The sequence below is a fragment of the Streptomyces sp. NPDC031100 genome (assembly GCF_055570785.1).
This window is the reverse complement of the sequence record NZ_JBVIGN010000001.1, coordinates 749,240-775,531: the sequence shown is the minus strand read 5'-3', so window position 1 is coordinate 775,531 and position 26,292 is coordinate 749,240. Positions and strand designations below refer to the sequence as shown.

The 26,292-nt window shown below is 70.9% G+C and carries 24 protein-coding genes and 1 pseudogene; 7 read left to right on the top strand and 18 right to left on the bottom strand.

Features of this window, described 5'->3' with window-relative positions; genetic code table 11:
- Positions 1 to 87 precede the first annotated feature (87 nt).
- Together ACZ5DS_RS03630 and ACZ5DS_RS03625 are read right to left on the bottom strand one after the other, a co-directional pair.
- Positions 88 to 507: an organic hydroperoxide resistance protein gene (locus ACZ5DS_RS03630; protein ID WP_468233529.1), complete on the bottom strand. Its 420-nt coding sequence runs from the start codon at positions 505 to 507 to the stop codon at positions 88 to 90.
- A 98-nt stretch (positions 508 to 605) separates the two neighbouring features.
- Positions 606 to 1,607 carry an NADP-dependent oxidoreductase gene (locus ACZ5DS_RS03625; protein ID WP_468233527.1) on the bottom strand — a complete coding sequence of 334 codons (1,002 nt, stop codon included), beginning with the start codon at positions 1,605 to 1,607 and terminating at the stop codon, positions 606 to 608.
- A gap of 90 nt (positions 1,608 to 1,697) precedes the next feature.
- Here ACZ5DS_RS03625 and ACZ5DS_RS03620 point away from each other — a divergent pair, with 90 nt between their 5' ends.
- Both ACZ5DS_RS03620 and ACZ5DS_RS03615 read left to right on the top strand, forming a co-directional pair.
- Complete coding sequence (locus ACZ5DS_RS03620; protein ID WP_468233525.1) at positions 1,698 to 2,135, top strand: MarR family winged helix-turn-helix transcriptional regulator; 438 nt, start codon at positions 1,698 to 1,700, stop codon at positions 2,133 to 2,135.
- 35 nt (positions 2,136 to 2,170) lie between these two features.
- Complete coding sequence (locus ACZ5DS_RS03615; RefSeq protein WP_468233523.1) at positions 2,171 to 2,962, top strand: EI24 domain-containing protein; 792 nt, start codon at positions 2,171 to 2,173, stop codon at positions 2,960 to 2,962.
- Positions 2,963 to 3,002: 40 nt separating this feature from the next.
- On the opposite strand, the gene ACZ5DS_RS03610 is transcribed toward ACZ5DS_RS03615, so the two are convergent.
- Positions 3,003 to 4,253: a pyroglutamyl-peptidase I gene (locus tag ACZ5DS_RS03610; RefSeq protein WP_468233521.1), complete on the bottom strand. Its 1,251-nt coding sequence runs from the start codon at positions 4,251 to 4,253 to the stop codon at positions 3,003 to 3,005.
- Between the two features lie 137 nt (positions 4,254 to 4,390).
- Positions 4,391 to 4,972: a TetR/AcrR family transcriptional regulator gene (locus ACZ5DS_RS03605; protein WP_468233519.1), complete on the bottom strand. Its 582-nt coding sequence runs from the start codon at positions 4,970 to 4,972 to the stop codon at positions 4,391 to 4,393.
- A 103-nt stretch (positions 4,973 to 5,075) separates the two neighbouring features.
- On the opposite strand from ACZ5DS_RS03605, the gene ACZ5DS_RS03600 reads away from it, so the two are divergent.
- Positions 5,076 to 7,514, top strand: coding sequence for a glycoside hydrolase family 3 protein (locus tag ACZ5DS_RS03600; protein ID WP_468233517.1), 2,439 nt, complete (start codon positions 5,076 to 5,078; stop codon positions 7,512 to 7,514).
- 61 nt (positions 7,515 to 7,575) lie between these two features.
- Here the strand turns inward: ACZ5DS_RS03600 and ACZ5DS_RS03595 are convergent.
- Together ACZ5DS_RS03595 and ACZ5DS_RS03590 are read right to left on the bottom strand one after the other, a co-directional pair.
- Positions 7,576 to 8,309: pseudogene (locus ACZ5DS_RS03595) on the bottom strand (aldose epimerase family protein); the annotation flags it as partial.
- A gap of 6 nt (positions 8,310 to 8,315) precedes the next feature.
- Complete coding sequence (locus tag ACZ5DS_RS03590) at positions 8,316 to 9,212, bottom strand: SGNH/GDSL hydrolase family protein (RefSeq protein ID WP_468233515.1); 897 nt, start codon at positions 9,210 to 9,212, stop codon at positions 8,316 to 8,318.
- Positions 9,213 to 9,466: 254 nt separating this feature from the next.
- On the opposite strand from ACZ5DS_RS03590, the gene ACZ5DS_RS03585 reads away from it, so the two are divergent.
- Entirely contained in the window at positions 9,467 to 9,961 is a 495-nt protein-coding gene (locus tag ACZ5DS_RS03585) for a DUF3145 domain-containing protein (RefSeq protein ID WP_468233513.1), read from the top strand.
- 58 nt (positions 9,962 to 10,019) lie between these two features.
- On the opposite strand, the gene fabF is transcribed toward ACZ5DS_RS03585, so the two are convergent.
- The 5 genes from fabF to fasR form a co-directional block, all read right to left on the bottom strand.
- Positions 10,020 to 11,282, bottom strand: coding sequence for a beta-ketoacyl-ACP synthase II (gene fabF / locus ACZ5DS_RS03580; RefSeq protein WP_468233511.1), 1,263 nt, complete (start codon positions 11,280 to 11,282; stop codon positions 10,020 to 10,022).
- A gap of 87 nt (positions 11,283 to 11,369) precedes the next feature.
- Positions 11,370 to 11,618: an acyl carrier protein gene (locus tag ACZ5DS_RS03575; RefSeq protein WP_468233509.1), complete on the bottom strand. Its 249-nt coding sequence runs from the start codon at positions 11,616 to 11,618 to the stop codon at positions 11,370 to 11,372.
- Between the two features lie 105 nt (positions 11,619 to 11,723).
- Positions 11,724 to 12,755, bottom strand: coding sequence for a beta-ketoacyl-ACP synthase 3 (locus ACZ5DS_RS03570; RefSeq protein ID WP_468233507.1), 1,032 nt, complete (start codon positions 12,753 to 12,755; stop codon positions 11,724 to 11,726).
- Between the two features lie 22 nt (positions 12,756 to 12,777).
- Positions 12,778 to 13,704 carry an ACP S-malonyltransferase gene (locus ACZ5DS_RS03565; protein WP_468233505.1) on the bottom strand — a complete coding sequence of 309 codons (927 nt, stop codon included), beginning with the start codon at positions 13,702 to 13,704 and terminating at the stop codon, positions 12,778 to 12,780.
- 89 nt (positions 13,705 to 13,793) lie between these two features.
- The gene (fasR, locus tag ACZ5DS_RS03560; protein ID WP_468233503.1) at positions 13,794 to 14,999 is read right to left on the bottom strand and encodes a fatty acid biosynthesis transcriptional regulator FasR; all 1,206 of its coding nucleotides are present in this window, start codon (positions 14,997 to 14,999) and stop codon (positions 13,794 to 13,796) included.
- A gap of 119 nt (positions 15,000 to 15,118) precedes the next feature.
- Here fasR and ACZ5DS_RS03555 point away from each other — a divergent pair, with 119 nt between their 5' ends.
- Complete coding sequence (locus ACZ5DS_RS03555) at positions 15,119 to 15,772, top strand: pirin family protein (RefSeq protein ID WP_468233888.1); 654 nt, start codon at positions 15,119 to 15,121, stop codon at positions 15,770 to 15,772.
- On the opposite strand, the gene ACZ5DS_RS03550 is transcribed toward ACZ5DS_RS03555, so the two are convergent.
- Both ACZ5DS_RS03550 and ACZ5DS_RS03545 read right to left on the bottom strand, forming a co-directional pair.
- Positions 15,769 to 16,590, bottom strand: a complete 822-nt coding sequence (locus ACZ5DS_RS03550; RefSeq protein WP_468233501.1) for a serine hydrolase domain-containing protein — start codon at positions 16,588 to 16,590, stop codon at positions 15,769 to 15,771. The two genes, ACZ5DS_RS03555 and ACZ5DS_RS03550, sit on opposite strands and share 4 nt — an antisense overlap.
- A gap of 21 nt (positions 16,591 to 16,611) precedes the next feature.
- Positions 16,612 to 17,088 carry a GNAT family N-acetyltransferase gene (locus ACZ5DS_RS03545; protein WP_468233499.1) on the bottom strand — a complete coding sequence of 159 codons (477 nt, stop codon included), beginning with the start codon at positions 17,086 to 17,088 and terminating at the stop codon, positions 16,612 to 16,614.
- A 98-nt stretch (positions 17,089 to 17,186) separates the two neighbouring features.
- On the opposite strand from ACZ5DS_RS03545, the gene ACZ5DS_RS03540 reads away from it, so the two are divergent.
- On the top strand, positions 17,187 to 17,651 hold the full coding sequence (locus ACZ5DS_RS03540) for a MerR family transcriptional regulator (protein WP_468233497.1): 465 nt from the start codon (positions 17,187 to 17,189) through the stop codon (positions 17,649 to 17,651).
- Between the two features lie 15 nt (positions 17,652 to 17,666).
- Here ACZ5DS_RS03540 and ACZ5DS_RS03535 read toward each other — a convergent pair whose 3' ends face one another.
- From ACZ5DS_RS03535 to ACZ5DS_RS03525, 3 genes are all read right to left on the bottom strand, one after another.
- Positions 17,667 to 18,521, bottom strand: a complete 855-nt coding sequence (locus ACZ5DS_RS03535; protein ID WP_468233496.1) for a DUF4429 domain-containing protein — start codon at positions 18,519 to 18,521, stop codon at positions 17,667 to 17,669.
- A gap of 66 nt (positions 18,522 to 18,587) precedes the next feature.
- Entirely contained in the window at positions 18,588 to 19,805 is a 1,218-nt protein-coding gene (locus tag ACZ5DS_RS03530) for an alpha/beta hydrolase (protein WP_468233494.1), read from the bottom strand.
- A 90-nt stretch (positions 19,806 to 19,895) separates the two neighbouring features.
- A complete protein-coding gene (locus ACZ5DS_RS03525) occupies positions 19,896 to 20,522 on the bottom strand; it encodes a TetR family transcriptional regulator (RefSeq protein ID WP_468233492.1) in 627 nt (208 codons plus the stop codon).
- A gap of 67 nt (positions 20,523 to 20,589) precedes the next feature.
- On the opposite strand from ACZ5DS_RS03525, the gene ACZ5DS_RS03520 reads away from it, so the two are divergent.
- Positions 20,590 to 22,209: an MFS transporter gene (locus ACZ5DS_RS03520; protein WP_468233490.1), complete on the top strand. Its 1,620-nt coding sequence runs from the start codon at positions 20,590 to 20,592 to the stop codon at positions 22,207 to 22,209.
- Between the two features lie 187 nt (positions 22,210 to 22,396).
- Here the strand turns inward: ACZ5DS_RS03520 and ACZ5DS_RS03515 are convergent, their stop codons facing one another.
- Together ACZ5DS_RS03515 and aceE are read right to left on the bottom strand one after the other, a co-directional pair.
- Complete coding sequence (locus ACZ5DS_RS03515; RefSeq protein WP_468233488.1) at positions 22,397 to 23,140, bottom strand: potassium channel family protein; 744 nt, start codon at positions 23,138 to 23,140, stop codon at positions 22,397 to 22,399.
- 76 nt (positions 23,141 to 23,216) lie between these two features.
- Positions 23,217 to 25,964 (bottom strand): pyruvate dehydrogenase (acetyl-transferring), homodimeric type, encoded by a 2,748-nt coding sequence (aceE, locus tag ACZ5DS_RS03510; RefSeq protein WP_468233486.1) that lies wholly within the window; start codon positions 25,962 to 25,964, stop codon positions 23,217 to 23,219.
- Positions 25,965 to 26,292 lie beyond the last annotated feature (328 nt).

Genomic DNA, 26,292 nt, shown 5'->3' with positions numbered 1-26,292 from the left:
GCAGACGCCAATCCCCGCCAAAGCCGGCGCAGCGCAGCCGCACCCCACGTCCAAGGATGCGGCTGCCGTTGTACGCAACGACGATGCTCAGACCAACGTCACGCTGATGTTCCCCCGCGTCGCCTTCGAGTAGGGGCACACCTGGTGAGCCTTCTCGACAAGCTCTCGCGCGGCGGCCGGCTCGACGTTCGGAATGTTCGCGGAGATCTCCACGATGATCCCGAAGCCCTCCTCGTTCTTGCCGATCCCGACCTTCGCGGTGACGGTCGAGCCGGAGACGTCGGCGCCCTCCTGCCGGGCGACCACGCCGAGCGCGCCCTGGAAGCAGGCGCTGTACCCGGCGGCGAACAGCTGCTCCGGGTTGGTGCCGGCACCGTTGCCGCCCATCTCCTTGGGCGGGTTCACGACGACGTCGAGCTTGCCGTCGTCGGTGGCGACACGGCCGTCGCGGCCGTTCTCGGCGGTGGCGACGGCGGTGTACAGGACGTCGGACTGCTGAATGGGCATGCGGTTGTCTTCCTCCTCGGTCCGCCGTGACTCGCGCCCACGATCGACGGCAGATTTCGGAAAGAAGTTACCGCATGCCGGAAAGCTCGGGCCAGGGGTCAGAGCTTGACGATCATCTTGCCGGTGTTGTCACCGCGCAGGACCCCGAGGAACGCCTCCAGGGTGTTCTCGATGCCCTCGACGACCGTCTCGCGGTACTTCAGCGCGCCCGAGGCGACCCAGGGGCCCACCTCCTGGACGAACTGCGGCTGGAGGTCGTAGTGGTCGCCGACCAGGAAGCCCTCCATGCGGCCGCGGGTCTGGATGAGACGGGCGAGGTTCCGTGGGCCGGGAGCGGGCTCGGTGTTGTTGTAGACCGAGATCATGCCGCAGATCGCGATCCGGCCGCCCTGGTTCAGCGAGCCGATGGCCGCCTCCAGGTGGTCGCCGCCGACGTTGTCGAAGTACACGTCGATGCCGTCGGGAGCGGCCTCGCGCAGCTGCTCGCTCACCGGGCCGTTCTTGTAGTTGAACGCGGCGTCGAAGCCGTACTCCTCCAGGAGCAGCTTGACCTTCTCGTCCGAGCCGGCCGAGCCGATGACCCGCGAGGCGCCCTTGAGCTTGGCGATCTGCCCGACCTGGCTGCCCACGGCACCCGCGGCGCCGGACACGAACACGGTGTCGCCCTCCTTGAAGGAGGCGGTGCGCAGCAGGCCGGCGTAGGCGGTCAGGCCGGTCATGCCGAGCACGCCGAGGTACGTCGACAGGGGCGCGGCCCCGGGGTCGACCTTGACGCCGCCGTGCCGGGCGTCCAGCACCGCGTACTCGCGCCAGCCGAAGAAGTGCAGGAGGTGGTCGCCCACCTCGATGCCCTCGGCGTTGGAGGCGACGACCTCGCCGACCGCACCGCCCTGCATGACCTTGCCCAGCTCGAACGGGGCGGCGTACGACTTGGCGGCACTCATTCGGCCGCGCATGTACGGGTCCACGGAGAGGTACTTGTTCCGCACCAGCACCTGGCCCGGGCCCGGCTCCTGGACCTCGGCCTCGACCAGGGCGAAGTCCTCGGGCTTCGGCCAGCCGACCGGGCGGCTGAGCAGGTGCCATTCGCGGTTGATCATGACGTTGCCTTTCGAGATTTACTTCAGTACCTGAAACAACCATGCGCCTGAATATTTCAGGATGTCAAGTAACGGGGTACCCTGGAGGGCATGTCCACCCCACAGAAGAACCGCCGCCCCGACGCCCTGACCATGGAGGTCGTCGAGCTGATCGGTGACGTCGTGGCCCGGTTCTACGCGGACTACGAGCTCGCGGCGGGCGAGCACGCGCTGACCGGCCCGCAGGCGCGCCTGCTCAACCTGCTCGCGCTGGAGCCGCTGCCCATGCGCAAGCTGGCCCAGAAGCTGAAGTGCGAGCCGTCGAACGTGACCGGGATCGTGGACCGCCTGGAAACCCGCGGCCTGGTGACGCGCCGCCCCGACCCCGCCGACCGCCGGGTGAAGCTGGCCGCGCCCACCGACGAGGGCCTCAGGGTCGCCCGCGATCTGCGCGAGGGCCTGCGCTTCGCCCGCGAACCCCTCGCCGGCCTCTCCGACGAGGAACGCGGGTCCCTGCGGGACCTGCTGCGGCGGATGCTGGACGCCTAGGACGCCCTCGGAAGACCCCCGGTAAAGTCTTCGCCATGCGCGATCTTGGGGTGGGATTCCGGTATCTCCTGCGGGGCCAGCGGTGGGTCGGCCGGCACGGGAAGCAGTACGGCTTCGGCCTGCTGCCCGGTCTCATCGCGCTGGTCCTGTACGCGGCGGCGCTGGTCGCGCTCGCGGTGTGGGGCGAGGACGGCGTCGCCTGGGCGACCCCGTTCGCCGACGACTGGTCGAGCCCCTGGCAGGGCCTGTTCCGCGGCTTCCTCACCGCCGTCCTCTTCGCGCTCGGCCTGCTCCTCGCCGTCCTCACCTTCACGGCCGTCACCCTGCTGATCGGCCAGCCGTTCTACGAGAACCTCTCCGAGAAGGTCGACGAGGACGTCTCGCCCGACGGCACCGCACCCCGCTCCGGGCTCCCGCTCTGGCGCGAGCTGTGGATCTCCGCCCGCGACAGCCTCCGCATTCTCGTCCGCGCCCTGCTCTGGGGCGTCCTGCTCTTCGCGCTCGGCTTCCTGCCCGTCGTCGGCCAGACGGTCGTCCCGGTGATCGGCTTCTTCGTCACCGGGTTCTTCCTCACCGAGGAACTGACCGCCGTGGCCCTGCAGCGCCGCGGCGTCGAACTCCGGGCCCGCCTCACCCTGCTCCGCTCCCGCAAGACCCTGGTCTGGGGCTTCGGCACGCCCCTCGGCCTGGCCCTCCTGGTGCCGTTCGTCGCGGTGTTCCTGATGCCGGGCGCGGTCGCGGGAGCCACCCTCCTCGCCCGCGAGCTGCTGGGCGAGGAGAGCGCCGAGGAGGAGTCCGCGGACGACGACGCGCAGGTCACGTCCTGAACCGGCTCACGTCCTGAACCGGCTCACTTCCTGAACCGGCTCAGTTCCTGAAGGTGGCCTCCGCCGCCACCGTCACGATCGACCGCACCTGCGCGACGATGTCCAGCCGGTTGCGCACGAACTCCGGGTCGGTCACCGTCCCCGTCGCCGGGTCGGTGTTGCCCGCGCCGAACTGCAGGACCGGGGTGTGCACATGGCCGCCGGGCAGCGTGTCGTGCAGGCCCAGCCGGTCCCGGAGCAGGGTCGCGCGGTAGGCGATCTCGTTGGAGAGGTAGTTCCCGCCGCCGCCCGCACGGGCCGTCGAGCCGGCGGTCGGACCGTCCGGGCGGACGACGGGATCGGTGCCGCCCGCCGGGATCTCCGTCACCTCCGTGTGGTCGTACACCGGGAACCGGCCCGTGCTCGCGGCCGTGATGGCGGCGTACGGCAGGGTCGTCGTGGTCCACTGCGGCTGCGTGGCCGGGTCGGCTACCGGCACGGTCTCGGTCCGGGAGACGGTGTCGTTGTCGGGGAAGCCGCCCCGCCAGGCCCCGTTGGTGCGCTCGATGTCGAACCGCCCGACACGGCCCTGGCTCACGGTCGTGAACAGGTCGACCCTCGGCAGGTACGGCCGCAGGGTCCGCTCCACCGTCCCGTCCGCGAAGTCCGCCCAGCGGACGGGGAACACGGTCGTCTCCACCCGGGCCGGACCCTCGGCCGTCTCGATCACCGTGCCGTCCAGCGCGAGCGCGCTCGCCCCGGAGGGGTTGGAGATGCGGACGTCCCGGTCGAGGGTGAAGGGGTCGAAGCCGGTGAGGAGGACGCGCCTCAGGTGTCCGGGATAGGTGATGTCGCTCTGCCCGCGTGAGGTGCGCTCCAACTGATCCAGCAGGGCGGTGCGTTGGCCCTCGGTCAGGGTGAACTCCGGCACCCAGGTGCGTACTTCCCGGGTCATCCCGAGGCGCGCCCAGTACAGCGGCCGGTCGTCGTCCCGGCTGACGTCACCGCCGGCCGGACCCCGCCCCTGCGCGCGGTCGACCGCCCGCCGCCACAGTGCGGACCCTTCCCGTACGACGATGCGGCGGGCCTGCGCGTAGGAGTGGGCGCGCTCCAGTTCGCGGGTGAACTCCGGTGTCACGTCGTCGAATCCGGACCGCGCGAGGATCTCCTGCGGTACGGCCCGGTCGAGCCGCTGTTCCTCGACGGTGGGGGAAGGGGCCGACTGTGTCGCGGAGGCTGTCGTGGTGGGGGCCGAGAGACCGGCCAGCAGGGCCACGCCGAGGACGGCGGCCCGTATGCGGAGGGGGGTCAAGGGAGTTCGGATCCTTCCAGTCGCACGTGGTGGAAGTGCCGTTCGAGAGGCGATACTGCCACGTGCGAAGACGGCGAAGGCCGTGAACCCCGGCGGCATCTCCCCCCCGCGTCGCCTTCGTCCGGAACCCGTGACCGTCAGTCCACCGGCTCTCCCAGCAGCCGCAGGAAGTCCCGGAACGCGCCCGGCATGTCGACCGACTCCGGGTCCAGCAGCCACTGGTACTGCAGACCGTCCATCACCGCGATGAGCAGCGGTGCGGTGCGCTCCGGGGTGAGGCCGTTCGGCAGCCGGTCGCCGTACTCGGCGCGCAGGACCGCCGTCATGCTCTCGCGGACCCTGGCGTAGCGCTCGGTGAAGTAGGCGCGCGCCGGGTGCCCTTCCGTCACGCTCTCGCCGAGCAGCGCCGAGAAGGTCTGGATGATGGCCGGGCGCATCGCGTTGTACTCGACCAGCGAGGCCAGCAGGTCGACCCGCCACTGCGTGTCCGGCACCGCGTCCCACCGGTCCCGCTCCTGGAGCACGGCCACCAGCAGGGCGTCCTTCGTCGGGAAGTGGTGCAGCAGCCCCTGCTGGGTCAGCCCGACCCGCTCGGCCACGGCGGCCAGGCTCGCGCCCCGGTAACCGCGCTCGGCGATCACCTCCAGGGCCGCCCCCACGATCTCCGCGCGCCGCTCCTCGCTCCTGACCCTCGCGTTCATGACGTCACCGTACGACATCCCTATGGGCTGAACATAACGGCAAGATAACAAAACCTACCGCTCTACAGGTAGCGGATGCAGGATGAGAGGACCCAAGGCACTTCAGCGAGGAGGTACCGCCGTGGCGGTGACGGACAAGACGCGTGCAGACGAGGCCCGTGAGGCGGTCGTGGAGGCCGCGCTCGGCCGGCTCGACCTCGACGCCAAGGCGCGGCTGCTGGCCGGCCAGGACATGTGGACCCTGCCCGCCCTGCCGGAGATCGGCCTGGAGTCCCTCGTCATGTCCGACGGCCCGATCGGTGTCCGCGGTGTGCGCTGGACCGCCGCCGACCCCTCCGTCGCCCTGCCCTCGCCGACCGCGCTCGCCGCCACCTGGGACCCCGGACTCGCCCGCCGCGCAGGGGTGCTGCTGGCCCAGGAGGCCCGCCGCAAGGGCGTCCACGTCCTGCTCGCCCCCACCGTCAACCTGCACCGCTCCCCGCTCGGCGGCCGCCACTTCGAGGCCTACAGCGAGGACCCGTACCTGACCGGCGTGATCGGCTCCGGCTATGTGACCGGCGTCCAGTCCGGCGGCGTCGGCACCACCGTCAAGCACTTCGTCGCCAACGACGCCGAGACCGACCGCTTCACCGTCAACAACGTGGTCTCCGCACGCGCCCTGCGCGAGCTGTACCTGGCCCCCTTCGAGGCGATCGTCGAGAACGCCCACCCCTGGGGCATCATGACCGCCTACAACCAGGTCAACGGCACGACGATGACCGAGCACCACCACCTGGTCGGCGAAGTCCTGCGCGGCGAATGGGGCTTCGACGGCTTCAACGTCTCCGACTGGATGGCCGCCCGCGACACCGTCGGTGCGATCGAGGGCGGCCTCGACGTCGCCATGCCCGGCCCCGAGACCGTCTACGGCGACGCACTCGCCCAGGCCGTCCGGGACGGCAAGGTCGCCGAGGCCACCGTCGACGCGGCCGTACGCCGGGTGCTGCGCCTCGCGGCCCGCGTCGGCATCCTGGACGGCGCCGACCCGGTGGTCGCCGAGCCGCCCGCGCCGGTCGACGGCGAGGCCCTGGCCCGCGAGATCGCCCGCCGCTCCTTCGTCCTCGTGCGCAACGAGAACGGCGCACTCCCGTTGACGGCCGGCAGGGTCGCCCTGATCGGCGCCGCCGCCCGCGAGGCCCGCGTCCTCGGCGGCGGCTCCGCCACCGTCTTCCCCGCCCGGATCGTCTCCCCGCTCGACGGCCTCACCGCCGCCCTCCCCGACGGCACCCTCACCTACGCCGTCGGCGCCGACCCCGCCACCGAACTCGCCCCCGCCGGCCAGGGCTTCACGCTCCGCGCGGTCTGCCGCGACGCCGAGGGGAAGGTCCTCGGCAGCGGCTCCGCGCCGGGCGGGCAGATCCAGTGGATGGGCGCCGACCTCCCCGACGGCGTCACCCACGACACCCTCCACACCGTCGAACTGACCGGCACCTTCACCCCGCGCGAGTCCGGCGCGCACACCTTCGGCATCAAGGGCGTGGGCGCCTTCACGCTCACCATCGACGGGACGAACTACTACGACGACGTCCAGCGCCCCGAGAGCGAGGACCCCTTCGAAACCCTCTTCGCCGCACCCACGCCCCGCGCCCAGGCCGAACTCACCGCGGGCGAACCGGTCGACGTCTCCCTGACCTACGTCGTGCAGTTCCCCGAGAACATCCCCATGAAGGTCGTCACCTTCGCCCTCGCCCACTCCGCCCCGCAGCGCGACCCCGACGAGCTGATCGCCGAGGCCGTCGAAGCAGCCCGCGGCGCCGACACGGCCGTCGTCATGGTCGCCACCACCGACCGCGTCGAGTCCGAGGGCTTCGACCGCACCGACCTCCGCCTGCCCGGCCGCCAGGACGACCTGGTCCGCGCGGTCGCCGCCGCCAACCCGAACACCGTCGTGGTCGTCAACTCCGGCTCCCCGGTCGAACTGCCCTGGCGCGACGAGGTCGCCGCCGTGCTGCTGACCTGGTTCCCCGGCCAGGAGGGCGGCGCCGCCCTCGCCGATGTGCTGACCGGCGCCCACGAGCCCGGCGGCCGACTCCCCACCACCTGGGGCTCCCTCGCCGACGCCCCCGTCACCCAGGTCGTCCCCGCCGACGGTGAACTGCCCTACACCGAGGACGTGTTCATCGGCTACCGCGCCTGGGAGCAGGCCGGCCGCACCCCGTCGTACCCCTTCGGCCACGGCCTCGGCTACACCGACTGGACCTACGAGTCCCTCGACGTCGACGGCACCACCGCCCGCGTCCGCCTGCGCAACACCGGCGAGCGGCCCGGGCGTGAGGTCGTCCAGGTCTACGTCTCCCCGGCCGAGCCCGACGCCGAGCGCCCGGCCCGCCGGCTGGCCGGGTTCGCGGGCGCCGAGGCCGGGCCCGGCGAAGCCGTCGAAGTCACCGTCGAACTGCCCCGCCGCGCCTTCGAGGTCTGGGACGACACGGTGAAGTCGTGGGCACTTGTGAAGGGTTCGTACGAGATCGCCGCCGGACACTCGATCGCGGACCGCAGGCTGACCGCGCCGATTAACGTCTGATCCGGGACAAGTCCCCCACGAACAGCCCCGGTCCGGGACCTGACCCCTGGACCGGGGCTCGTCATCGAGATCCCTGGCGCACCGAGAAGCCGTACACCGTCTCCGAGCGGTAGACCTGACCCGGACGCAGTTCGGTGCTCGGGAAGTCCGGGCGGTTGGGGGAGTCCGGGAAGTGCTGGGTCTCCAGGGCGATGCCGTCACCGGGGGCGAAGGGGGCGGTCAGGTGGTCGGCGGTGTAGAGCTGGAGGCCCGGCTCGGTCGTGGCCACCGTGAGCACCCGCCCGGACGCCGGGTCGTGCAGCTCCGCCACCTCCTCGGGCGCCCCGGTCACGCCCTTGTCCAGCACGAAGGTGTGGTCGTAGCCGGAGCCCACCTTGCGGGCCGTACGGAAGTCGAAGCGGGAGCCGGAGACATCCGCCGGCGCTCCGGTGGGGATCAGGTCGGTGTCCACCGGGGTGTAGCGGGAGGCGGCCAGCCGCAGCTCGTGGCCGCCACCTCCAGCCGGCCCGGGAACCCCTCCTCGCCGTGCGGGCTCACCCGGCTCAGCCGCAGCCCGTGCTCCAGCGGCTCCACGTCCCACACCCGCTTGTCGAAGCCGCGCTCGCCGCCGTGCAGCGAGTTGGGCCCGCTGGTGCGCGCCAGCGCGTACGTACGGCCGTCCAGCGGGAAGCGGCCGCCCGCGATGCGGTTGGCATACCGGCCGACCAGAGCGCCGAGAAACGGCTCCGGGTGCTGTATGTAGCCGTCGAGCCCGGGGAACCCCAGCACCACGTCCGACGTTTGTCGGTCCCGGTCCCTAGGTCACGGTTTCTCCGCCGTGACCGTGCGGTAGGCGATCTCGGCCAGCCGGGCCTGGCCGCCCCGGCCCGGGTGGAACCAGTCCCAGTGGCTGAGCTGTTCGGTGTCGAAGCGGTAGTCGAAGACCGCGTTCCTGTCGAAACGGCAGCGGCGGTCCTTGGCGCACACGTCCTTCAGCACCGCGTTGTACGCCTCCACCCGCTGCTGCACCTTCTCCCGGCGCCGCGTGGCCAGGCTGCTCAGATCGTCCGCGTCGCTCAGCATCGACGGGCAGATGCCCAGCTTCCACACCTGCTTGCCCAGCGGATCGGACCGGCCCTGCGACCACAGCCGCTTCAGGTTCGGCACGCTCGCCACATACACCTGCGTCTTCGGCTGCGCCGCACGCAGGGTGGCCAGCGCCTCCTCGAAGTCCGCGCGGAAGGAGGCCACCGACGTCATCGCTCTGGCCGACGACCGGCACGCGTCGTTCGCACCGATCATCACCGTCACCAACTCGGGGCTCCGGGTGGCCGCCTGTGCCATCTGCTCCGGCAGGTCGGCCATCCGGGCGCCGGTCACCGCGAAGTTCCAGCTGCGCTGCGCCGCCCCCGGCACCCCCAGCAGCCGCACCGCCAGGCTGTCCACCTTGGCGTCGCTGCCCGTCGCCCAGGACACCTCGGGGCAGTCGGAGAGCACCGAGCACGCGTCGAATCCACGGGTGATGGAATCGCCCACCGCGGCGATCGAGTCCGGGCTGCGGTTCCACACCGGCGCCGGCCGGGCCGAGGGACGGGACGCGCCCGCCCCGGAATCCTTCGTACCGTCGCCGCCACCGAAGGCATCGCAGCCCGCCGTGCTCAGCACGGCCGCCGTCACCACGGCCAGGGCAGCCCGCGCACGGTGCCTCCGCTTCCGCATTCCCGCTGATCTCCTCGCTCGACGTACAGTGCTCCCTCCCATAACAACGTGCGCGGGTTCCCGGCCGTGGACCTTGGAACGGCGCACCCCCGTACAAGCGTCCCCCTGGGTGAATGGCGGGAGTTTCCTGGCACCGGGACCGACGGTACGTCACACTCCTTGCGCCGCCGCAGGGTAGCCTCGCCATCAACGCGGCCGTCGTGCCGCTGCCGCCAGCCAGTCCGCAAGATGTCCCGCTCTGCCCGGAGGTTCCGGTGACGACACGTGGAGTCCTGTACGTGCACTCCGCGCCGCGCGCGCTCTGCCCGCATGTCGAGTGGGCCGTCGCCGGGGTGCTCGGCACGCGCGTCGGCCTGGACTGGATCCGGCAGCCCGCGGCCCCCGGCACCTGGCGTGCGGAGTTCTCCTGGCAGGGCGAGGTCGGCACGGCCTCCAAGCTCGCCTCCGCGCTGCGCGGCTGGCACCTGCTGCGCTTCGAGGTGACCGCCGAACCCTGCCCCACCGCCGAGGGCGAGCGCTACAGCTGCACCCCCGACCTCGGCATCTTCCACGCCGTCACCGGCATCCACGGCGACATCCTCATCCCCGAGGACCGCCTCCGCGCGGCGCTGCTGCGCAGCGGGCGGGGCGAGACGGACCTGGAGGCCGAAATCTCCAGGCTTCTCGGCAAACCGTGGGACGACGAACTGGAGCCCTTCAGATACGCGGGCGAGGGAGCACCGGTGCGCTGGCTGCACCAGGTGGTGTGAGCACCGGGACACGAGGAAGGGCCCCCGCCTGCCGGCGGGGGCCCTTCGCTCACGTTTCTCAGACGGTCCGGAACGCCAGAACCACGTTGTGTCCGCCGAACCCGAACGAGTCGTTCAGCACGGCGATCCGCCCCTCGGGCAGCTGACGCGCCTCACCGACGACGACGTCCGCGTTCACCTCGGGGTCGAGGTTCTCCACGTTGATGGTCGGCGGAGCCGTACGGTTCACCAGCGCCAGGATCGACGCGACCGTCTCGATACCACCGGCACCACCCAGCAGATGACCCGTCATCGACTTGGTCGCCGAGATCGCCATGTGGTCGACGTCGTCGCCGAACACCTTGCGCAGCGCCTTGATCTCGGCCACGTCACCCTGCGGCGTGGACGTGGCGTGCGCGTTCACGTGCACGATCTCGGCCGGCTTCAGGTCGGTGTTGTCCAGCAGGTTCTGCAGCGCGTGCGCGATGCCGTTGCCGGACGGCTCCGGCTGCGTGATGTGGTGCGCGTCGGCCGAGATGCCCTGGCCGACCGCCTCGACGTAGATCCGGGCCCCGCGCGCCTTCGCGTGCTCCTCGGACTCCAGGACGATCACGCCCGCGCCCTCACCGAGGACGAAGCCGTCACGGCCCGAGTCGTACGGACGCGACGCGCCCTCGGGGTCGTCGTTGTTCTTGGACATCGCCATCATGTTGCCGAACGCGACGATGGGCAGCGGGTGGATCGCCGCCTCGGTGCCACCGGCCACGACGACCTCCGCACGCCCGGTGCGGATCATCTCGATGGCGTACCCGATGGCCTCGGCGCCGGAGGCGCAGGCCGACACGGGGGTGTGCACACCGGCCCGCGCACCCAGCTCGATACCGACGTTGGCGGCCGGCGAGTTGGGCATCAGCATCGGCACGGTGTGCGGGGAGACACGGCGTACGCCCTTCTCCTTGAGCACGTCGTACTGGTCCAGCAGGGTCGTCACACCGCCGATGCCGGAGGCGATGACGGCGCCGACCCGGTCGGGGTTGGCGGACACGTCCTCACCGGCCTTGGCGGTGAAGCCGGCGTCCTTCCAGGCCTCCTGAGCGGCGATCAGCGCGAACTGCGCGGACCGGTCCAGCTTGCGGGCCTGCGGGCGCGGGATGATCTCGCTCGGTTCGACGGCGATCTGCGCCGCGATGCGGACGGGCAGCTCCGCCGCCCAGTCCTGCTCCAGGAGGCGGACGCCGGACTTGCCGGCGAGCAGGGCCTCCCAGAACGAAGCTGCGTCGCCACCCAGCGGTGTGGTTGCGCCGATACCGGTGACGACCACGGTGCGATTGGTCGGGCTCACGGGAATTCTTTCTCCAACGGATGCGGGATTCATACGGCGCCACCGCCGGGTGGCGGGGCCTCGCAGCCTGAAGGCCTAAAGGGTGGCTCAGGCCTGGTGCTTGAGGATGTAGCTGGTGGCGTCACCGACGGTCTTGAGGTTCTTGACGTCCTCGTCCGGGATCTTCACGTCGAAGCGCTCCTCGGCGGCGACGACGACCTCGACCATGGACAGCGAGTCGACGTCCAGGTCGTCGGTGAAGGACTTGTCCAGCTGGACGTCCTCAACGGGGATCCCGGCGATCTCGTTCACGATCTCGGCGAGACCGGCGACGATCTCTTCCTGAGTGGCGGCCATGTCAGGCGCTCCTTCTTCGATATTCCAGACGGTTTGTGGCGCCCGCCGCGTCAGCGGCAGGTGGTTCGGCTCCCGCACCGGATCGCATGATCCGGCACGGAGTGCCTAGGGGAGGGTAACGACCGTGGCGGCGTAGACGAGACCCGCCCCGAATCCGATGACGAGCGCGGTGTCGCCGCTCTTCGCCTCCCCGGTTGCCAGGAGCCGCTCCATCGCGAGCGGGATCGAGGCGGCCGAGGTGTTGCCGGTGGTGCGGATGTCACGGGCGACCGTGACGTGCTCCGGCAGCTTCAGCGTCTTCACCATCGAGTCGATGATCCGCACGTTGGCCTGGTGCGGAATGAAGACGTCCAGGTCGTCCGAGGTGATTCCGGCCGCGTCCAGCGCCTGCTGGGCGACCTTCGCCATCTCGAACACGGCCCAGCGGAACACCGCCTGGCCTTCCTGCGTGATCGCAGGGAACTTGACGTTGCCCTCGCTGTCCAGGGGCAGTTCGGAGAGGTCTCCGATGCGGAACCGGTCCCAGGGGACGGTCTGCTTGATGGTCTCGGACTTGTCGCCCTCGGAGCCCCAGACGGTCGGGCCGATCGCCGGCTCCTGGGAGGGGCCGACCACGACCGCGCCGGCGCCGTCACCGAACAGGAAGGCCGTGGCCCGGTCCTCCAGGTCGGTCAGGTCGCTCAGCCGCTCCACGCCGATGACGAGCACGTACTCGGCGGAACCTTCCACCACCATGCCCTTGGCGAGCGTGAGGCCGTAGCCGAAGCCCGCGCAGCCCGCCGAGATGTCGAAGGCGGCGGCCTTGTCGGTGCCCAGCTTGTCGGCGATCTCGGTGGCGACGGCCGGGGTCTGGCTGAAGTGCGAGACGGTCGAGACGACCACGGCGCCGACCTGCTCGGCGGCGATGCCCGCGTCGGCGATGGCCTTGCCGGCGGCCTCGACGGACATCGCGGCGACCGTCTCCTCGGGGCCCGCCCAGTGCCGGGTCTCGATGCCGGAGCGCGAACGGATCCACTCGTCGGACGAGTCGATCTTCTCCAGGATCACCTCGTTCGGCACGACCCGGGTCGGCCGGTAGCCGCCGACGCCGAGGATGCGCGCGTACGGGGCGCCCTTGCTGGGCTTGATCTTCGCCATGATCGGTACGGCTCCTTAGGCGTCAGGCGTCGGCGTGCTCTGAGATGAGCTCGCGGGCCGCGTCGAGGTCGTCGGGGGTCTTCAGGGCCAGCGTCTTCACGCCCGGAAGGGCCCGCTTGGCCAGGCCGGTCAGCGTGCCGCCCGGGCACACCTCGATGAGCGCGGTGGCGCCCAGCTCCTTGAACGTCTCCATGCACAGGTCCCAGCGCACGGGGTTGGCGACCTGGCCGACCAGCCGCTCCAGCACCTGAGCGCCGGTGGCGACGGTACGGCCGTCCTTGTTGGAGACGTAGGTGACCTTCGGGTCGGCGGGCGCGAGCTGAGCGGCGGCGCCGGCCAGCGTCTCGACGGCAGGGGCCATGTGGCGGGTGTGGAAGGCGCCGGCGACCTTGAGCGGGACGACCTTGCGGACGCCCTCGGGCTTGTCCTCGTTCAGCGCGGCGAGCTGCTCCAGCGTGCCGGCGGCGACGATCTGGCCCGCGCCGTTGATGTTCGCGGGGGTCAGGCCCAGCTTCTCCAGGTGCGCGACGGAGACCTCGGGGTCACCGCCGAGCAGCGCCGACATGCCGGTCTCGGTGATCGCGGCGGCGTCGGCCATGGCTAGACCGCGCTTGCGGACGAGGCCGAGCGCGGCGGTGTCGTCCAGGACGCCCGCGAAGGCGGCGGCGGTGATCTCGCCGACGCTGTGGCCGGCGACGGCACCGGGCGCGATGTCCGCGATGTCACCGAGTGCCGCGGCGGACAGGATCCCGGCGGCTACCAGCAGCGGCTGCGCCACCGCGGTGTCGCGGATGGCGTCCGCGTCGGCCTGGGTGCCGTAGTGGAGCAGGTCCAGGCCGATGGCGTCCGACCAGGCGGCGACCCGGTCAGCGGCACCGGGGAGGTCGAGCCAGGGAGTGAGGAAGCCGGGCGTCTGGGCGCCCTGGCCGGGAGCGACGAGTACGAGCACTCTCACACTCTCTCTTGGGGACGGCCACGGCCGCCCGTGAGGACAGGGACGAAGAACAACGGGGCGTTTTGTGGGCCCTCGACAAAAAGCTAGGGTTGGGCGTCTGCGTCGGCCAGACGCCCCAGGATCAACGCGATCCGCAGTGTGAACGCGGATCGTACATCCGAAGGCGACCAACCGGTGACATCTGTCACACGTCGGAGCCGGTAGCGCACGGTGTTCGGGTGAACGAAGAGCATACGGGCCGCGCCCTCCAGACTGCTCGCCTGCTCCAGGTAGACACTCAGGGTTTCCAGGAGCGCCGAGCCCGCCTCCTCCAGCGGTCTGTAGATCTCCTCCACCAACTGCTCGCGCGCGCTCGGATCGCCCGCGATGGCACGCTCCGGCAGCAGATCGTCCGCCAGCACCGGCCGCGGCGCGTCCTGCCAGGCGGCACACGCCTTCAGCCCGGCCGCGGCGGCCTGCGCGGACCGCGTCGCGGCCAGCAGATCGGGGACGACGGGCCCGGCGACGACCGGCCCCGCGGCGAACGGCCCGATCAGCGACTTGGCGACGGCGAGCGGATTCGAGCTTCCACCGGCGATGACCACGAGCCGGTCCCCGAGCACCCCGGTGAGCACCTGCAGCTTGGCGTGGCGCGAGGCCCGCCGGATGGCCTCGACGGTCAGCTCGCTGTCCCCGTCGGGCGCGGTCCCGAGCACGACGCACACATGCTCGGGCGAGTTCCACCCCAGGGCTGCGGCCCGGCTGACGGCCCCCTCGTCGGCCTCCCCGCTCAGCACGGCGTTCACGACCAGCGACTCCAGCCGCGCGTCCCAGGCACCGCGTGCCTCGGCGGCCTGGGCGTAGACCTGGGCGGTGGCGAAGGCGATCTCGCGGGCGTACACGAGCAGCGCTTCCCGCAGCACGCTCTCGTCGCCCGGAGCCGCGACCTCGTCGATCGCGCTCTCCATGACCTCGATGGTGGTCCGCACCATCTCCACGGTCTGCCGCAGTGTGATGGCCCGGGTCAGCTCGCGGGGTGCCGTCCCGAAGACATCCGTGGAGATCGCCTGGGGCGCGTCGGGATGCCGGAACCACTCGGTGAAGGCGGCGATGCCCGCCTGGGCCACGAGCCCGATCCAGGAACGGTTCTCCGGGGGCATGGCCCGGTACCACGGCAGGGTCTCGTCCATGCGCGCGATGGCCTGCGCGGCGAGGCTCCCGGAGGACTTCTCCAGTCGCTTCAGGGTCGCGGAGTGCGTGTGGACCTCGTGCGCTGCGGGTTCGCTGTGACGGGATTCGGGTTCGGGCACGGGGACAAGACTGCCTTATCCGGACGGGAGCGTGCGTCGCAGGGGGCGTGGACGGGGTGCACCGCGGAGCCCACGGCGGTCTGCGGCGCCGTTCGTACGCGGTCTACGGTGGTGCCGTGATGGACGTACGGCGCGCCGACGAGCGCTACCGCGGAGGGGATCCGGAGGCCGGGATCGCGTCCCGCCACGCCTTCTCCTTCGGCCCGCACTACGACCCCGAGAACCTGCGCTTCGGCGCGGTGATCGCCTGCAACGAGGAGCGGCTCGCCCCCGGCGCCGGCTTCGACGAGCACCCGCACAGCCACACGGAGATCGTCACCTGGGTGGTCGAGGGCGAGCTGACCCACCGCGACTCCACGGGCCGCGAGACCCGGGTCCGCCCCGGAGACGTCCAGCACCTCAGCGCGGCAGCGGGCGTCCGCCACGTGGAACGCAACGACGGCACGACCCCCCTGACCTTCATCCAGATGTGGCTCGCCCCGCTGACCCCCGGCGGCGACCCGTCGTACGAGATCATCCCGGGCATCGCCGACTCCACCCCGTACGCCGTCCCCGGCGCGGGCGCGATGCTCCACGTCCGCCGCCTGGACGCGGGGGAGCGGACCGCGATCCCGGACGCGCCGCACGTGTACGTCCACGTGGTCCGCGGGGAGGTCCACCTGTCAGGGCAGACCCTGGGCCCGGGCGACTCGGCGCGGATCACGGGGGCGCAGGGGCTGGAGGCGGTGGGGGCGACGGCGGCGGAGCTGCTGCTGTGGGAGATGGCAGCTTAGCCGCGCAGCTCCGCGAGCACCGCGTCCGTGAGCACCGGCCACGCCTCGATCGCCCAGGGCCCGAACGCCCGGTCGGCCAAAGCGGCGCACGCCACTCCCGCATCCGGGTCGACCCACAGGAACGTCCCGGACTGGCCGAAGTGCCCGAACGTGCGCGGCGAGGACGAAGCACCCGTCCAGTGCGGCGACTTGGAGTCCCGGATCTCGAAGCCCAGCCCCCAGTCGTTCGGGTTCTGGTGGCCGTAGCCCGGGAGCACACCCTTCGTCCCCGGGTACTGGACGGTCATCACCTCGGCGACCGTCCGCGGATCCAGCAGCCGCGGCGCCTGCACCTCCGCCGCGAACCGCAGCAGGTCCTCCACCGTCGACACGCCGTCCTTGGCGGGAGACCCCTCGAGCGTGGTCTGCGTCATTCCCAGCGGGACCAGCACCGCCTGCCGCAGATACTCGCCGAAGGGGATGTCCGTCGCCTTGGCGATGTGATCCCCGAGCTGCTCGAACCCGGCGTTGGAGTACAGCCGCCGCTCCCCGGCGGGAGCCGTCACCCGGTGCTCGTCGAAGGCCAGCCCGGAGGTGTGCGCCAGCAGGTGCCGGACGGTGGACCCGGGCGGCCCGGCCGGCTCGTCCAGCTCGATCGCGCCCTCCTCGTACGCGACCAGCGCCGCGTACGCCGCCAGCGGCTTGGTCACCGAGGCCAGCGGAAAGCGGTGTCCGACGGGCCCATGGGTCCCGAGGACGGTCCCATCGGCCCGTACGACACCCACCGCGGCGGTGGGGACGGGCCAGTTCTCGATCAGCGCCAGGCTCTGCAACGACATGCCGGCGAGCCTAGTGCCGGCTCACAGCTGGAGCCGCATCGAGGGGTCCGGCTTCCGCACGAACCCCAGCGCCGTGTACAGCGGCTCCGCCTCGGCGGACGCGTTCAGGTCGACCTGCGCGGCACCGCGCGCCCGGAACCACTCCAGCAGTTCCTCCATGCACGCACGCGCGTACCCGCGCCGCCGCACGTCCGGATCGGTGGCGACGCTGAACACGTGCCCGACCCGCCCGCGCGGGTTCCCGGCCCGCCCCATCCGGTACTCCAGCGTCCCGGCGACCAGCGCGGCCAGCGCCCCCGGCCGCTCCGGATGGTCCACGACGAAGGCCGCGAAGTCACCGTCGGTCTCGGCGAGCCGCTCCCGCAGCGTCGGCAGGGACTCGGCGTGCCAGTCCGTGGGCCCCGTGGCCCCCGCACCCCACAGAGAATCGATCATGACCTGGCGCAGCCGCAGCACCTCGGCGGCATCCTCGGGCACGGCCCGGCGTGCAAGACTCATGCCCCGCACGCTAACGACCCCCGTCCGGGCCCGTCGCGCCGATTTCTTACCGGGTTCCGCTTGCTTCGAGTGCACTCCAAGGCCATAGCGTTGGGGTCATGACGGTGATGCAGACGACGCCAGCGGACACCGAGCAGGCCACCCCCGTCGACATCTGCTCCGCCCCACCCCGGCGCCATCCCCGCCCGGACGGCCAGGACCGCTACACGATCAGCGAGGTGGTCGCCTTCACCGGCCTGACCGCGCACACGCTGCGCTGGTACGAGCGCATCGGCCTGATGCCGCACGTCGACCGGTCCCACACCGGCCAGCGCCGCTACAGCAACCGCGACCTGGACTGGCTGGACTTCGTGACCAAGCTGCGCCTGACCGGTATGCCGGTGGCGGACATGGTCCGGTACGCGGAGCTGGTGCGCGAGGGCGAGCAGACCTACGGGGAGCGGCAGGCGCTGCTGGAGTCGACCCGCAGGGACGTCCTGGCCAGGATCGCGGAGCTGCACGACACCCTCGCGGTCCTGGACCGGAAGATCAGCTTCTACGCCGGCGGCCGTGCGGCCGGCTAGGGCAACAGGTCCTGGTCACAGCTCGGCCAGCAACTCCGCCTTCTTCGAGGAGAACTCCTCGTCCGTGACCAGCCCCGCCTGGTGCAGCTCCCCGAGGTGGCGGATCCGCTCGGCGATGTCGGCGGGATCCCGACGCGCCGGGGCCGGTACCGCCGGTACCGGCCCGCGTGTCCGTACGGCCTCCAGTACGGCCGCCGCAAAGGGCAGCGACTCGTGCACCGGCCCGTAGCCGAGCCCGAAGACGACGGCCGCCGGATCCTGGTCGGGCTGCACAGGACCCGCTGAATCGGCGGAGCGCCGCAGCAGCCGCAGATGCCCCTCGAAGACCTCCGGCGAGCGCCACTCCACCCCGCTGAGGTCGGCCACCGCGAAGCTCTGGTCCCCGGCCTTCCACTTCGCCGAGGACGCCCCCGTCCACGACCAGCGGAACTGCACGGTCGTCCCGTCGAAGGACGCCTTCCCGTCATACGCCTTGAACTGCAGCGGAGACTCGGGCGCGGCCACCAGATACCGGTCGGCGGGCCCGGCCCCGGACTCGGTCAGCTGCCCCTTCAGCTCGTCGGCGTAGTACTCGGCGAGCGTCGACCGCTCGGCCGGAAGCACCAGCCGGTAGGGGTCGGAGCCCTCGCGCAGCTGCCCGGCCGCCGCCTCCAGCAGCGGGTCGGACCCGGGGCGCAGCCGCAGCCGCAGCGCGACGGTGCCGCGCTTGCCCGGGGTGAGGGTCACCTCCTCGAGCGCGGTCAGCGGGACCCGCCGCTCGCCCAGCGCCTGGAACAGCTTCGGTGTCCGAATCCCCCGTTCGTAGCGGATGAGCACGGAGTCGGACTCGAACTCCCAGACGGCATGAAAACCCGCCAGTACGTCACCCATGCGGCTCATCGTATGCGGCACGTGCTCCTCCGTCGCCACCCGCGCAGACCGCACTTCCTGCTGTTTCTACGCGCGTCCGGCCATGTTCGTGCGGGGCAGACCGGCCAGGCACGCATCGTTCTCGTGGGCACAGGTCACCTCGTCGTAGGCGCCTACCCCGATGTCGGCGAGGTTGCGCAGACTGTCGGTGCCCGGCTGGAAGTACCCGCTGTGCCCAGTTGCGTCCCGGGCCGAGAGCACCCGCGCCCCGAACGCCGAGGACACCGGGTCCTCCCCGTGTCCGAGGCCGCCGACCTCCAGATACGGCACGTCCTGCACCCAGTCGGTGGCGTCCCGCATCGCCCACACCTGGGCCGAGGTGCCCAGACTGGAGGCCTTGCTGACGCGCATACCGGGGCTCGCGGCCACCGCTATGTCGGCCACCCGGCGCGGCATGCCGTGCGCGGCGACGCCGCAGAGCACCGAACCGTAGCTGTGGCAGAACATCGACACCGGCGCCGAACCGGGCAGGGCGCGCAGCAGCGCGTTGAGTCGTACGGCGCCGTCCTCGGCGCGCATCGCGGTGGCCGCGTCCACCCCGAGCCCGTCGGGCGAGGTGTAGTCGGCCCAGGCGATCACCGCCGTACGCGTGCCGGGGCGCGCGGTCCGCTCGGCCGCGTACAGGGCGCCGGCCATGCCGACCGGGGCGCTGTACTTGCGGTTCGTCCGCTGGAAGGTGAGCAGGTCGGTGTCGACGCCGGGGACGACGACGGAGATCCGCTCGGCCTCGGCGAGGTCCCCGAACACCTCCGCGATCCGGCCCGAGCCCTCGGGGTCGAAGGCGAGGATCTTCCGGTCGGGGCTGAGCAGCGACTCGTAGCGGTGCATACGGCGGCCCGCCTCCTGCTGCCCGGCCGCGCTGAGCCGGCTGTCGTGCATGCGCTTCTTCTCGACCTTGCGCGCCTGCTCCAGCGCGATGCGGTTGGCGCGGTAGCGCAGCGAGACGGGAGCGCCGTTCATGTTGCCGACCGCGAGGGGGTAGCGGTGCGCGAGGCGGTTCTGCTCGTGCGGGGTGAGCGAGCCGAAGAAGCGGGCGAGCCCTACGGGGCCGGACTCGGCGTCCGGCAGATGGCGTCCGTGGATGCTGCCGTGCTCCCACTGGGCGAGCGAGGCCTGCAGAGCGGTCGACTCCCGGTGGCTGCGCAGGGCGGTCCAGCCGGTGGTCGCGAGCATCACGAAGACCACGGCCAGCGCGAGCAGAGCGCGCCAGACGTTGAATGGCGGGGAGGTGTCGAAGGAAGTCACTGGGAGGACACACTAGGAGAACGACAGGGTCTCGCGGTAACCGAGTGACAGGTATCACGTTTCGTCAGAGTCGAACGATCCGGGGCGTGCTCAGGTGGTGCGCCAGTGTCCCGTGAGTGCCGAACCCACCTGATCGAGGTACGAAGCGGTGAGCGTGCGGATCGCCTCCAGGCTGAAGTCCTCGCCCGTGCTCCACTGCCGTTCGGTGACCCTCATCACCCCGCCGAAGACCGCCACGGCCAGCCGCGGGCGCGGGTCGGTGTCCACGTCGACGCCCTCCCGCTCGGCGAGCACCCGGGCGATGGTCTCCTCCGTGGCGGCGGAGCGTCGCAGATGGACGGCGAGCAGGGACGGAGTCGACTCGATCGTGCGGTACATGCGCACGTACAGCTCGACCGGTACGACTGCTGCGATGGCCTCGCTCAGCCCGTCCCAGCCCTCCAGCATCGCCTGCCGCAGCGTCTCCATCGGGGCCTCGTGCGGCGGCCGTTCGCGCACGGCCGCCACGAAGTGGGCCTCCGCCATGTCCTGGACGGCGAAGGCCGCGTCCTCCTTGCCGGCGAAGTAGCGGAAGAAGGTGCGCTGCGAGACGTCGACGGTCTCGGCGATCTCGTCGACGGTCGTGCGCTCGTACCCCTGGGTCGTGAACAGTTCGAGGGCGGAGCGCAGCAGGGCCTCCCGGGTGCGCTGCTTCTTGCGCTCACGCAGTGTTTCCATGATGTGTCAGTTACCGACTTGTGAATTGGTTTGTCAACTGTCAGTCGCTGTCACTAGCCTCGAACGCATGACTAGTCAGACCACCATCGACACCACGGGGCCGGGGGACGAGGCACCGGCAGCCCCGTTGGAGGCGACCCCGGCCGCGGGGCTGCGCGGCCACCCGTGGCTCACCCTCATAACCGTTGCCGTAGGGGTCATGATGGTGGCCCTCGACGGCACCATCGTGGCGATCGCCAACCCCGCCATCGCGAAGGACCTGCACGCGAGCTTCTCGGACGTGCAGTGGATCACCAACGCCTACTTCCTCGCCCTCGCGGTCTCCCTGATCACCGCGGGCAAGCTCGGTGACCGCTTCGGCCACCGGCAGACCTTCCTCATCGGCGTGACCGGCTTCGCCGCCGCCTCGGGCGCCATCGGCCTGTCCCACAGCATCGCCGCGGTCGTCACCTTCCGTGTCTTCCAGGGCCTCTTCGGCGCGCTGCTGATGCCGGCCGCGCTCGGCCTGCTGCGCGCCACCTTCCCGGCCGAGAAGCTCAACATGGCGATCGGCATCTGGGGCATGGTGATCGGCGCCTCCACCGCGGGCGGCCCGATCCTCGGCGGTGTCCTGGTCGAGCACGTCAACTGGCAGTCGGTGTTCTTCATCAACGTGCCGGTCGGCCTGATCGCGCTCCTCCTCGGCCTGCTGATCCTGCGGGACCACCGCGCCGAGAACGCGCCGCGCTCCTTCGACATCCTCGGCATCGCCCTGCTCTCCGGCGCGATGTTCTGCCTGGTGTGGGCGCTCATCAAGGCCCCGACCTGGGGCTGGGGCGACGGCAAGACGTGGGTGTTCATCGCCGCTTCGGTGCTGCTCTTCGGCTGCTTCGCCTTCTGGGAGACGAGGGTCGCCGAACCCCTGATCCCGCTCGGCCTGTTCCGCTCGGTCCCGCTGTCCGCGGGTGTCGTGCTGATGGTCCTGATGGCGATCGCCTTCATGGGCGGCCTGTTCTTCGTGACGTTCTACCTCCAGAACGTCCACGGCATGAGCCCCATCGACGCCGGTCTGCACCTGCTGCCCCTCACCGGCATGATGATCGTCGGCTCGCCGCTCGCGGGTGCCGCGATCACCAAGCTCGGCCCGCGCATCCCGCTGGCCGGCGGCATGGCCGCCACCGCGATCGCCATGTACGGCATGTCGACGCTGGAGGCCGACACCGGCAGCGGCGTGATGTCGGTCTGGTTCGCCCTCCTCGGCTTCGGCCTCGCGCCCGTCATGGTCGGCGCCACCGAGGTCATCGTCGGCAACGCGCCCATGGAGCTGTCCGGCGTGGCCGGCGGCCTCCAGCAGGCGGCCATGCAGATCGGCGGCAGCCTCGGTACGGCGGTGCTGGGTGCCGTGATGGCCTCCAAGGTCGACAGCGACCTGCCGGGCAACTGGACCGGCGCGGGACTGCCCGCGCTGACCCCGGATCAGCTGGACAAGGCCTCCGAGGCCGTTCAGGTCGGCGTGGCCCCGGTCGCCAAGGGCACCCCGGAGCCGATCGTCGCGAAGATCACCTCCGTCGCCCACGACACGTTCATCTCCGGCATGAGCCTCGCCTCGCTGGTCGCGGCGGGTGTGGCAGCGGTCGCCATCGTCGTCGCGCTCCTCACCAAGCGGGGCCAGAACGCGGAGGCGGGCGCGGGAGTCGGCCACATCTGAGGCCGCATTCGAGGGGAGTTCCCCTATCAGGGTGACTCCCCTAAAGATCCCTCGCCCTCGACGCGCGCCGCAGGTCACAGTGGGTCACGTCCTCCGCAGGACATGCGAGGACGACCGGGCCGCGGCGCGCGCTGCGGAGGGGGCTGCGCGCGCCTCCGGCGGTTCGGCAGTTCATCGGCTGCGGCACTCAACTCCGCTGCTCTTCGCGCTCCGCAGCCAAGCGGGCCACCTCGGCCCGCAGCAGCCGTACCTCCTCGGTCAAAGAAGCAATCGCCTCCGTCTGCCGCCGCTCCTCCACGTCGTCCTTCTCGAACCGGGAGATGAACCAGGCAGCGATGTTCGCGGTGACGACACCCAACAGAGCGATCCCGGACAGCATCAGCCCGACGGCGATCATCCGCCCCAGACCGGTCGTAGGCGCATGATCCCCGTATCCCACGGTCGTCATCGTCGTGAACGACCACCACACCGCGTCACCCAGCGTCCGGATGTTCCCGTCCGGCGACTCCCGCTCCACCGACAGCACCGCGAGCGACCCGAACATCAGCAACCCGACCACCGACCCCACGACATACGTCGTCAGCCGGATCTGCGGAGCCATCCGCGCCCGTCGCCCCACCAGCAGCAGCGTGGACACCATCCGCAGCAGCCTGAGCGGCTGCAGGATCGGCAGCACCACCGCGCACAGGTCCAGCCAGTGCGTCCGGACGAACTCCTTCCGCCGGGGCGTGAGAGCCAGCCGTATCAGGTAGTCCACGGCGAACGCCCCCCACACCACCCACTCCACCACCGTGCACACGGCCGTCAGGGAGTGCCCCGCGGAACCGTCCACGATCGGCACGGCGTACGCGACCGCGAAGGCCACGGCCAGCGCCAGCAGCGGCCGTTGGGTGAGCTGTTCCCACCGCGCCTGTGCCGACTGTTGCTTCATGTCGGCATCGTAAAGAAACCGTAAGGGCGATGGAGACTCGAGCCCCCACCGCCCTCGACCGCTCGACCCGGCAGCGCTACGCGTCGCCGCCCGCGGTGCCCGGGTGCGCCGCCGACACGTCCAGCAGCTGGTACCGGTCGATGGCCTGCTTCAGCACGGACCGGTCGACCTTGCCCTCCCGCGCCAGCTCGGTCAGCACCGCCACCACGATCGACTGCGCGTCGATGTGGAAGAACCGGCGGGCGGCGCCCCGGGTGTCCGCGAAGCCGAAGCCGTCCGCGCCGAGGGACTGGTACGTCCCCGGCACCCATCGCGCGATCTGGTCCGGAACCGATCGCATCCAGTCGGACACGGCCACGAACGGACCCTCGGCAGCGCTCAGCTTCTGCGTCACGTACGGCACCCGCTGCTCCTCCTCCGGGTGCAGCAGATTGTGCTCCTCCACGGCCACGGCCTCGCGCCGCAGCTCGTTCCAGGAGGTCGCCGACCACACGTCGGCCTTCACGTTCCACTCCTCGGCGAGGATCTTCTGCGCCTCGAGCGCCCACGGCACCGCGACGCCGGACGCCATGATCTGCGCCGGGACGGCACCGCCCGTGCCCGCGCTGATCCGGTGGATGCCCTTGAGGATGCCCTCGACGTCCACGTCGGCCGGCTCGGCCGGGTGCTGGATGGGCTCGTTGTAGACGGTGAGGTAGTAGAAGACGTCCTCGCCGTGCGGGTGCTCGGCGTCGCCGCCGTACATCCGGCGCAGGCCGTCCTGCACGATGTGCGCGATCTCGTACGCGTACGCCGGGTCGTACGCCACGCACCCCGGGTTGGTCGAGGCGAGCAGCTGCGAGTGGCCGTCCGCGTGCTGGAGCCCCTCACCGGTCAGGGTCGTACGACCCGCGGTCGCGCCCAGAACGAAACCGCGCGCCAGCTGGTCGGCCATCTGCCAGAACTGGTCACCCGTGCGCTGGAAACCGAACATCGAGTAGAAGACGTAGACCGGGATCAGCGGCTCGCCGTGCGTGGCGTAGGCCGAACCGGCGGCGATCAGCGACGCCGTGCAGCCCGCCTCCGAGATGCCGTCGTGCAGCATCTGGCCGGTCGGAGACTCCTTGTACGCGAGCAGCAGATCGCGGTCCACCGCCTCGTACTGCTGGCCCAGCGGGTTGTAGATCTTCGCGCTCGGGAAGAAGGAGTCCATGCCGAACGTGCGGTACTCGTCCGGCGCGATCAGCACGAACCGCCGGCCGATCTCCTTGTCCCGCATGAGGTCCTTGAGGAGGCGCACAAAGGCCATCGTCGTCGCGATGGACTGCTGGCCCGTGCCCTTCTTCACGGTCGCGTACGTCTTGTCGTCCGGCAGTGCGAGCGGCTTCGAGCGCACGACGCGCGTCGGGACGTACCCGCCGAGCCCCTTGCGCCGGTCGTGCATGTACTGGATCTCCTCCGAGTCCCGGCCGGGGTGGTAGTACGGCGGGAGGCCGGACTCCAGCTCCTTGTCGGAGATCGGCAGGTGCAGCCGGTCGCGGAAGCCCTTGAGGTCGTCGACCGTCAGCTTCTTCATCTGGTGCGTGGCGTTGCGGCCCTCGAAGTTCGGGCCCAGCGTCCAGCCCTTGATCGTCTTGGCGAGGATGACGGTGGGCTGGCCCTTGTGCTCGACGGCGGCCTTGAAGGCCGCGTAGATCTTGCGGTGGTCGTGTCCGCCGCGGCCCAGGTGCAGGATCTGGTCGTCGGTCATGTTCTCGACCATCGCGCGCAGCCGGTGGTCGTCGCCGAAGAAGTGCCGGCGGATGTAGGCGCCGGACTCGGTGGCGTACGTCTGGAACTGGCCGTCCGGGGTCGTGTTCATCTTGTTGACCAGCACGCCGTCGCGGTCCTGCGCGAGCAGCGGGTCCCAGGTGCGGTCCCAGACCAGCTTGATCACGTTCCAGCCGGCGCCCCGGAAGACCGACTCCAGCTCCTGGATGATCTTGCCGTTGCCGCGCACCGGGCCGTCCAGCCGCTGCAGGTTGCAGTTGACCACGAAGGTCAGGTTGTCCAGGCCCTCGCGCGCGGCGATGGTCAGCTGGCCGAGCGACTCGGGCTCGTCCATCTCGCCGTCACCGAGGAAGGCCCACACGTGCGACTTCGAGGTGTCGGCGATCCCGCGCGCGTGCATGTAGCGGTTCATCCGCGCCTGGTAGATCGCGCCGATCGGGCCGAGGCCCATGGAGACCGTCGGGAACTCCCAGAAGTCCGGCATGGAGCGCGGGTGCGGGTAGCTGGAGAGGCCGTTCGGGTACTTCGACTTCTCCTGGCGGAAGCCGTCCAGCTGCGCCTCGCTGAGCCGGTCGAGCAGGAAGGCGCGCGCGTAGATACCGGGGGAGGCGTGCCCCTGGAAGAAGACCTGGTCGCCGCCGAGGCCGTCGTCCTTGCCGCGGAAGAAGTGGTTGAAGCCCACGTCGTACAGGGAGGCCGAGGAGGCGAAGGTGGCGATGTGGCCGCCGACGCCGATGCCGGGGCGCTGTGCGCGCGAGACCATCACGGCCGCGTTCCAGCGGGTCGCGTTGAGGATCCTGCGCTCGATCTCCTCGTTGCCGGGGAAGAACGGCTCGGCGCGGGTGGGGATCGTGTTGACGTAGTCCGTGCTGCGCATCTCGGGCACGGCCACGCGCTTCTCGCGGGCCCGCTCGATCAGGCGCAGCATGAGGTAGCGGGCCCGCTCACGGCCGCGCTCGTCCACGGCGGCGTCGAGGGAGTCGAGCCACTCCTGGGTCTCTTCGGGATCGAAGTCAGGAACCTGACTCGGAAGGCCGCCAATGATGATCGGTGTGCGATCGGATCCGGAAGCCACGCTGTTCCTTACCTGTCAGAGGGCCACTTTTCTGACCTGTCAGGGGGCCAGATTTCTGCTCGTGCCTACACCGTCCCCATCGTGTACCTCGCGGCCGCCCACGTCATCTCTACCGTGGGGTAACGAGCTGCGGGACCGGTCAAAACGCAACGATACGCCCGGGGTGTGACAGGCTTGGCAGACTTGTTCGAGAGCCGCGTCGGCGGGTGATTCCGAACGACGCAAAGCGGGCAGATCGGTGTGATGTGAGCCACGATGGATCGGGATGAGGTGCCGGGAGTTGCGGCGACACGGCCGGGATCGTCACCGTTTCGGCGGTCTGAACGGC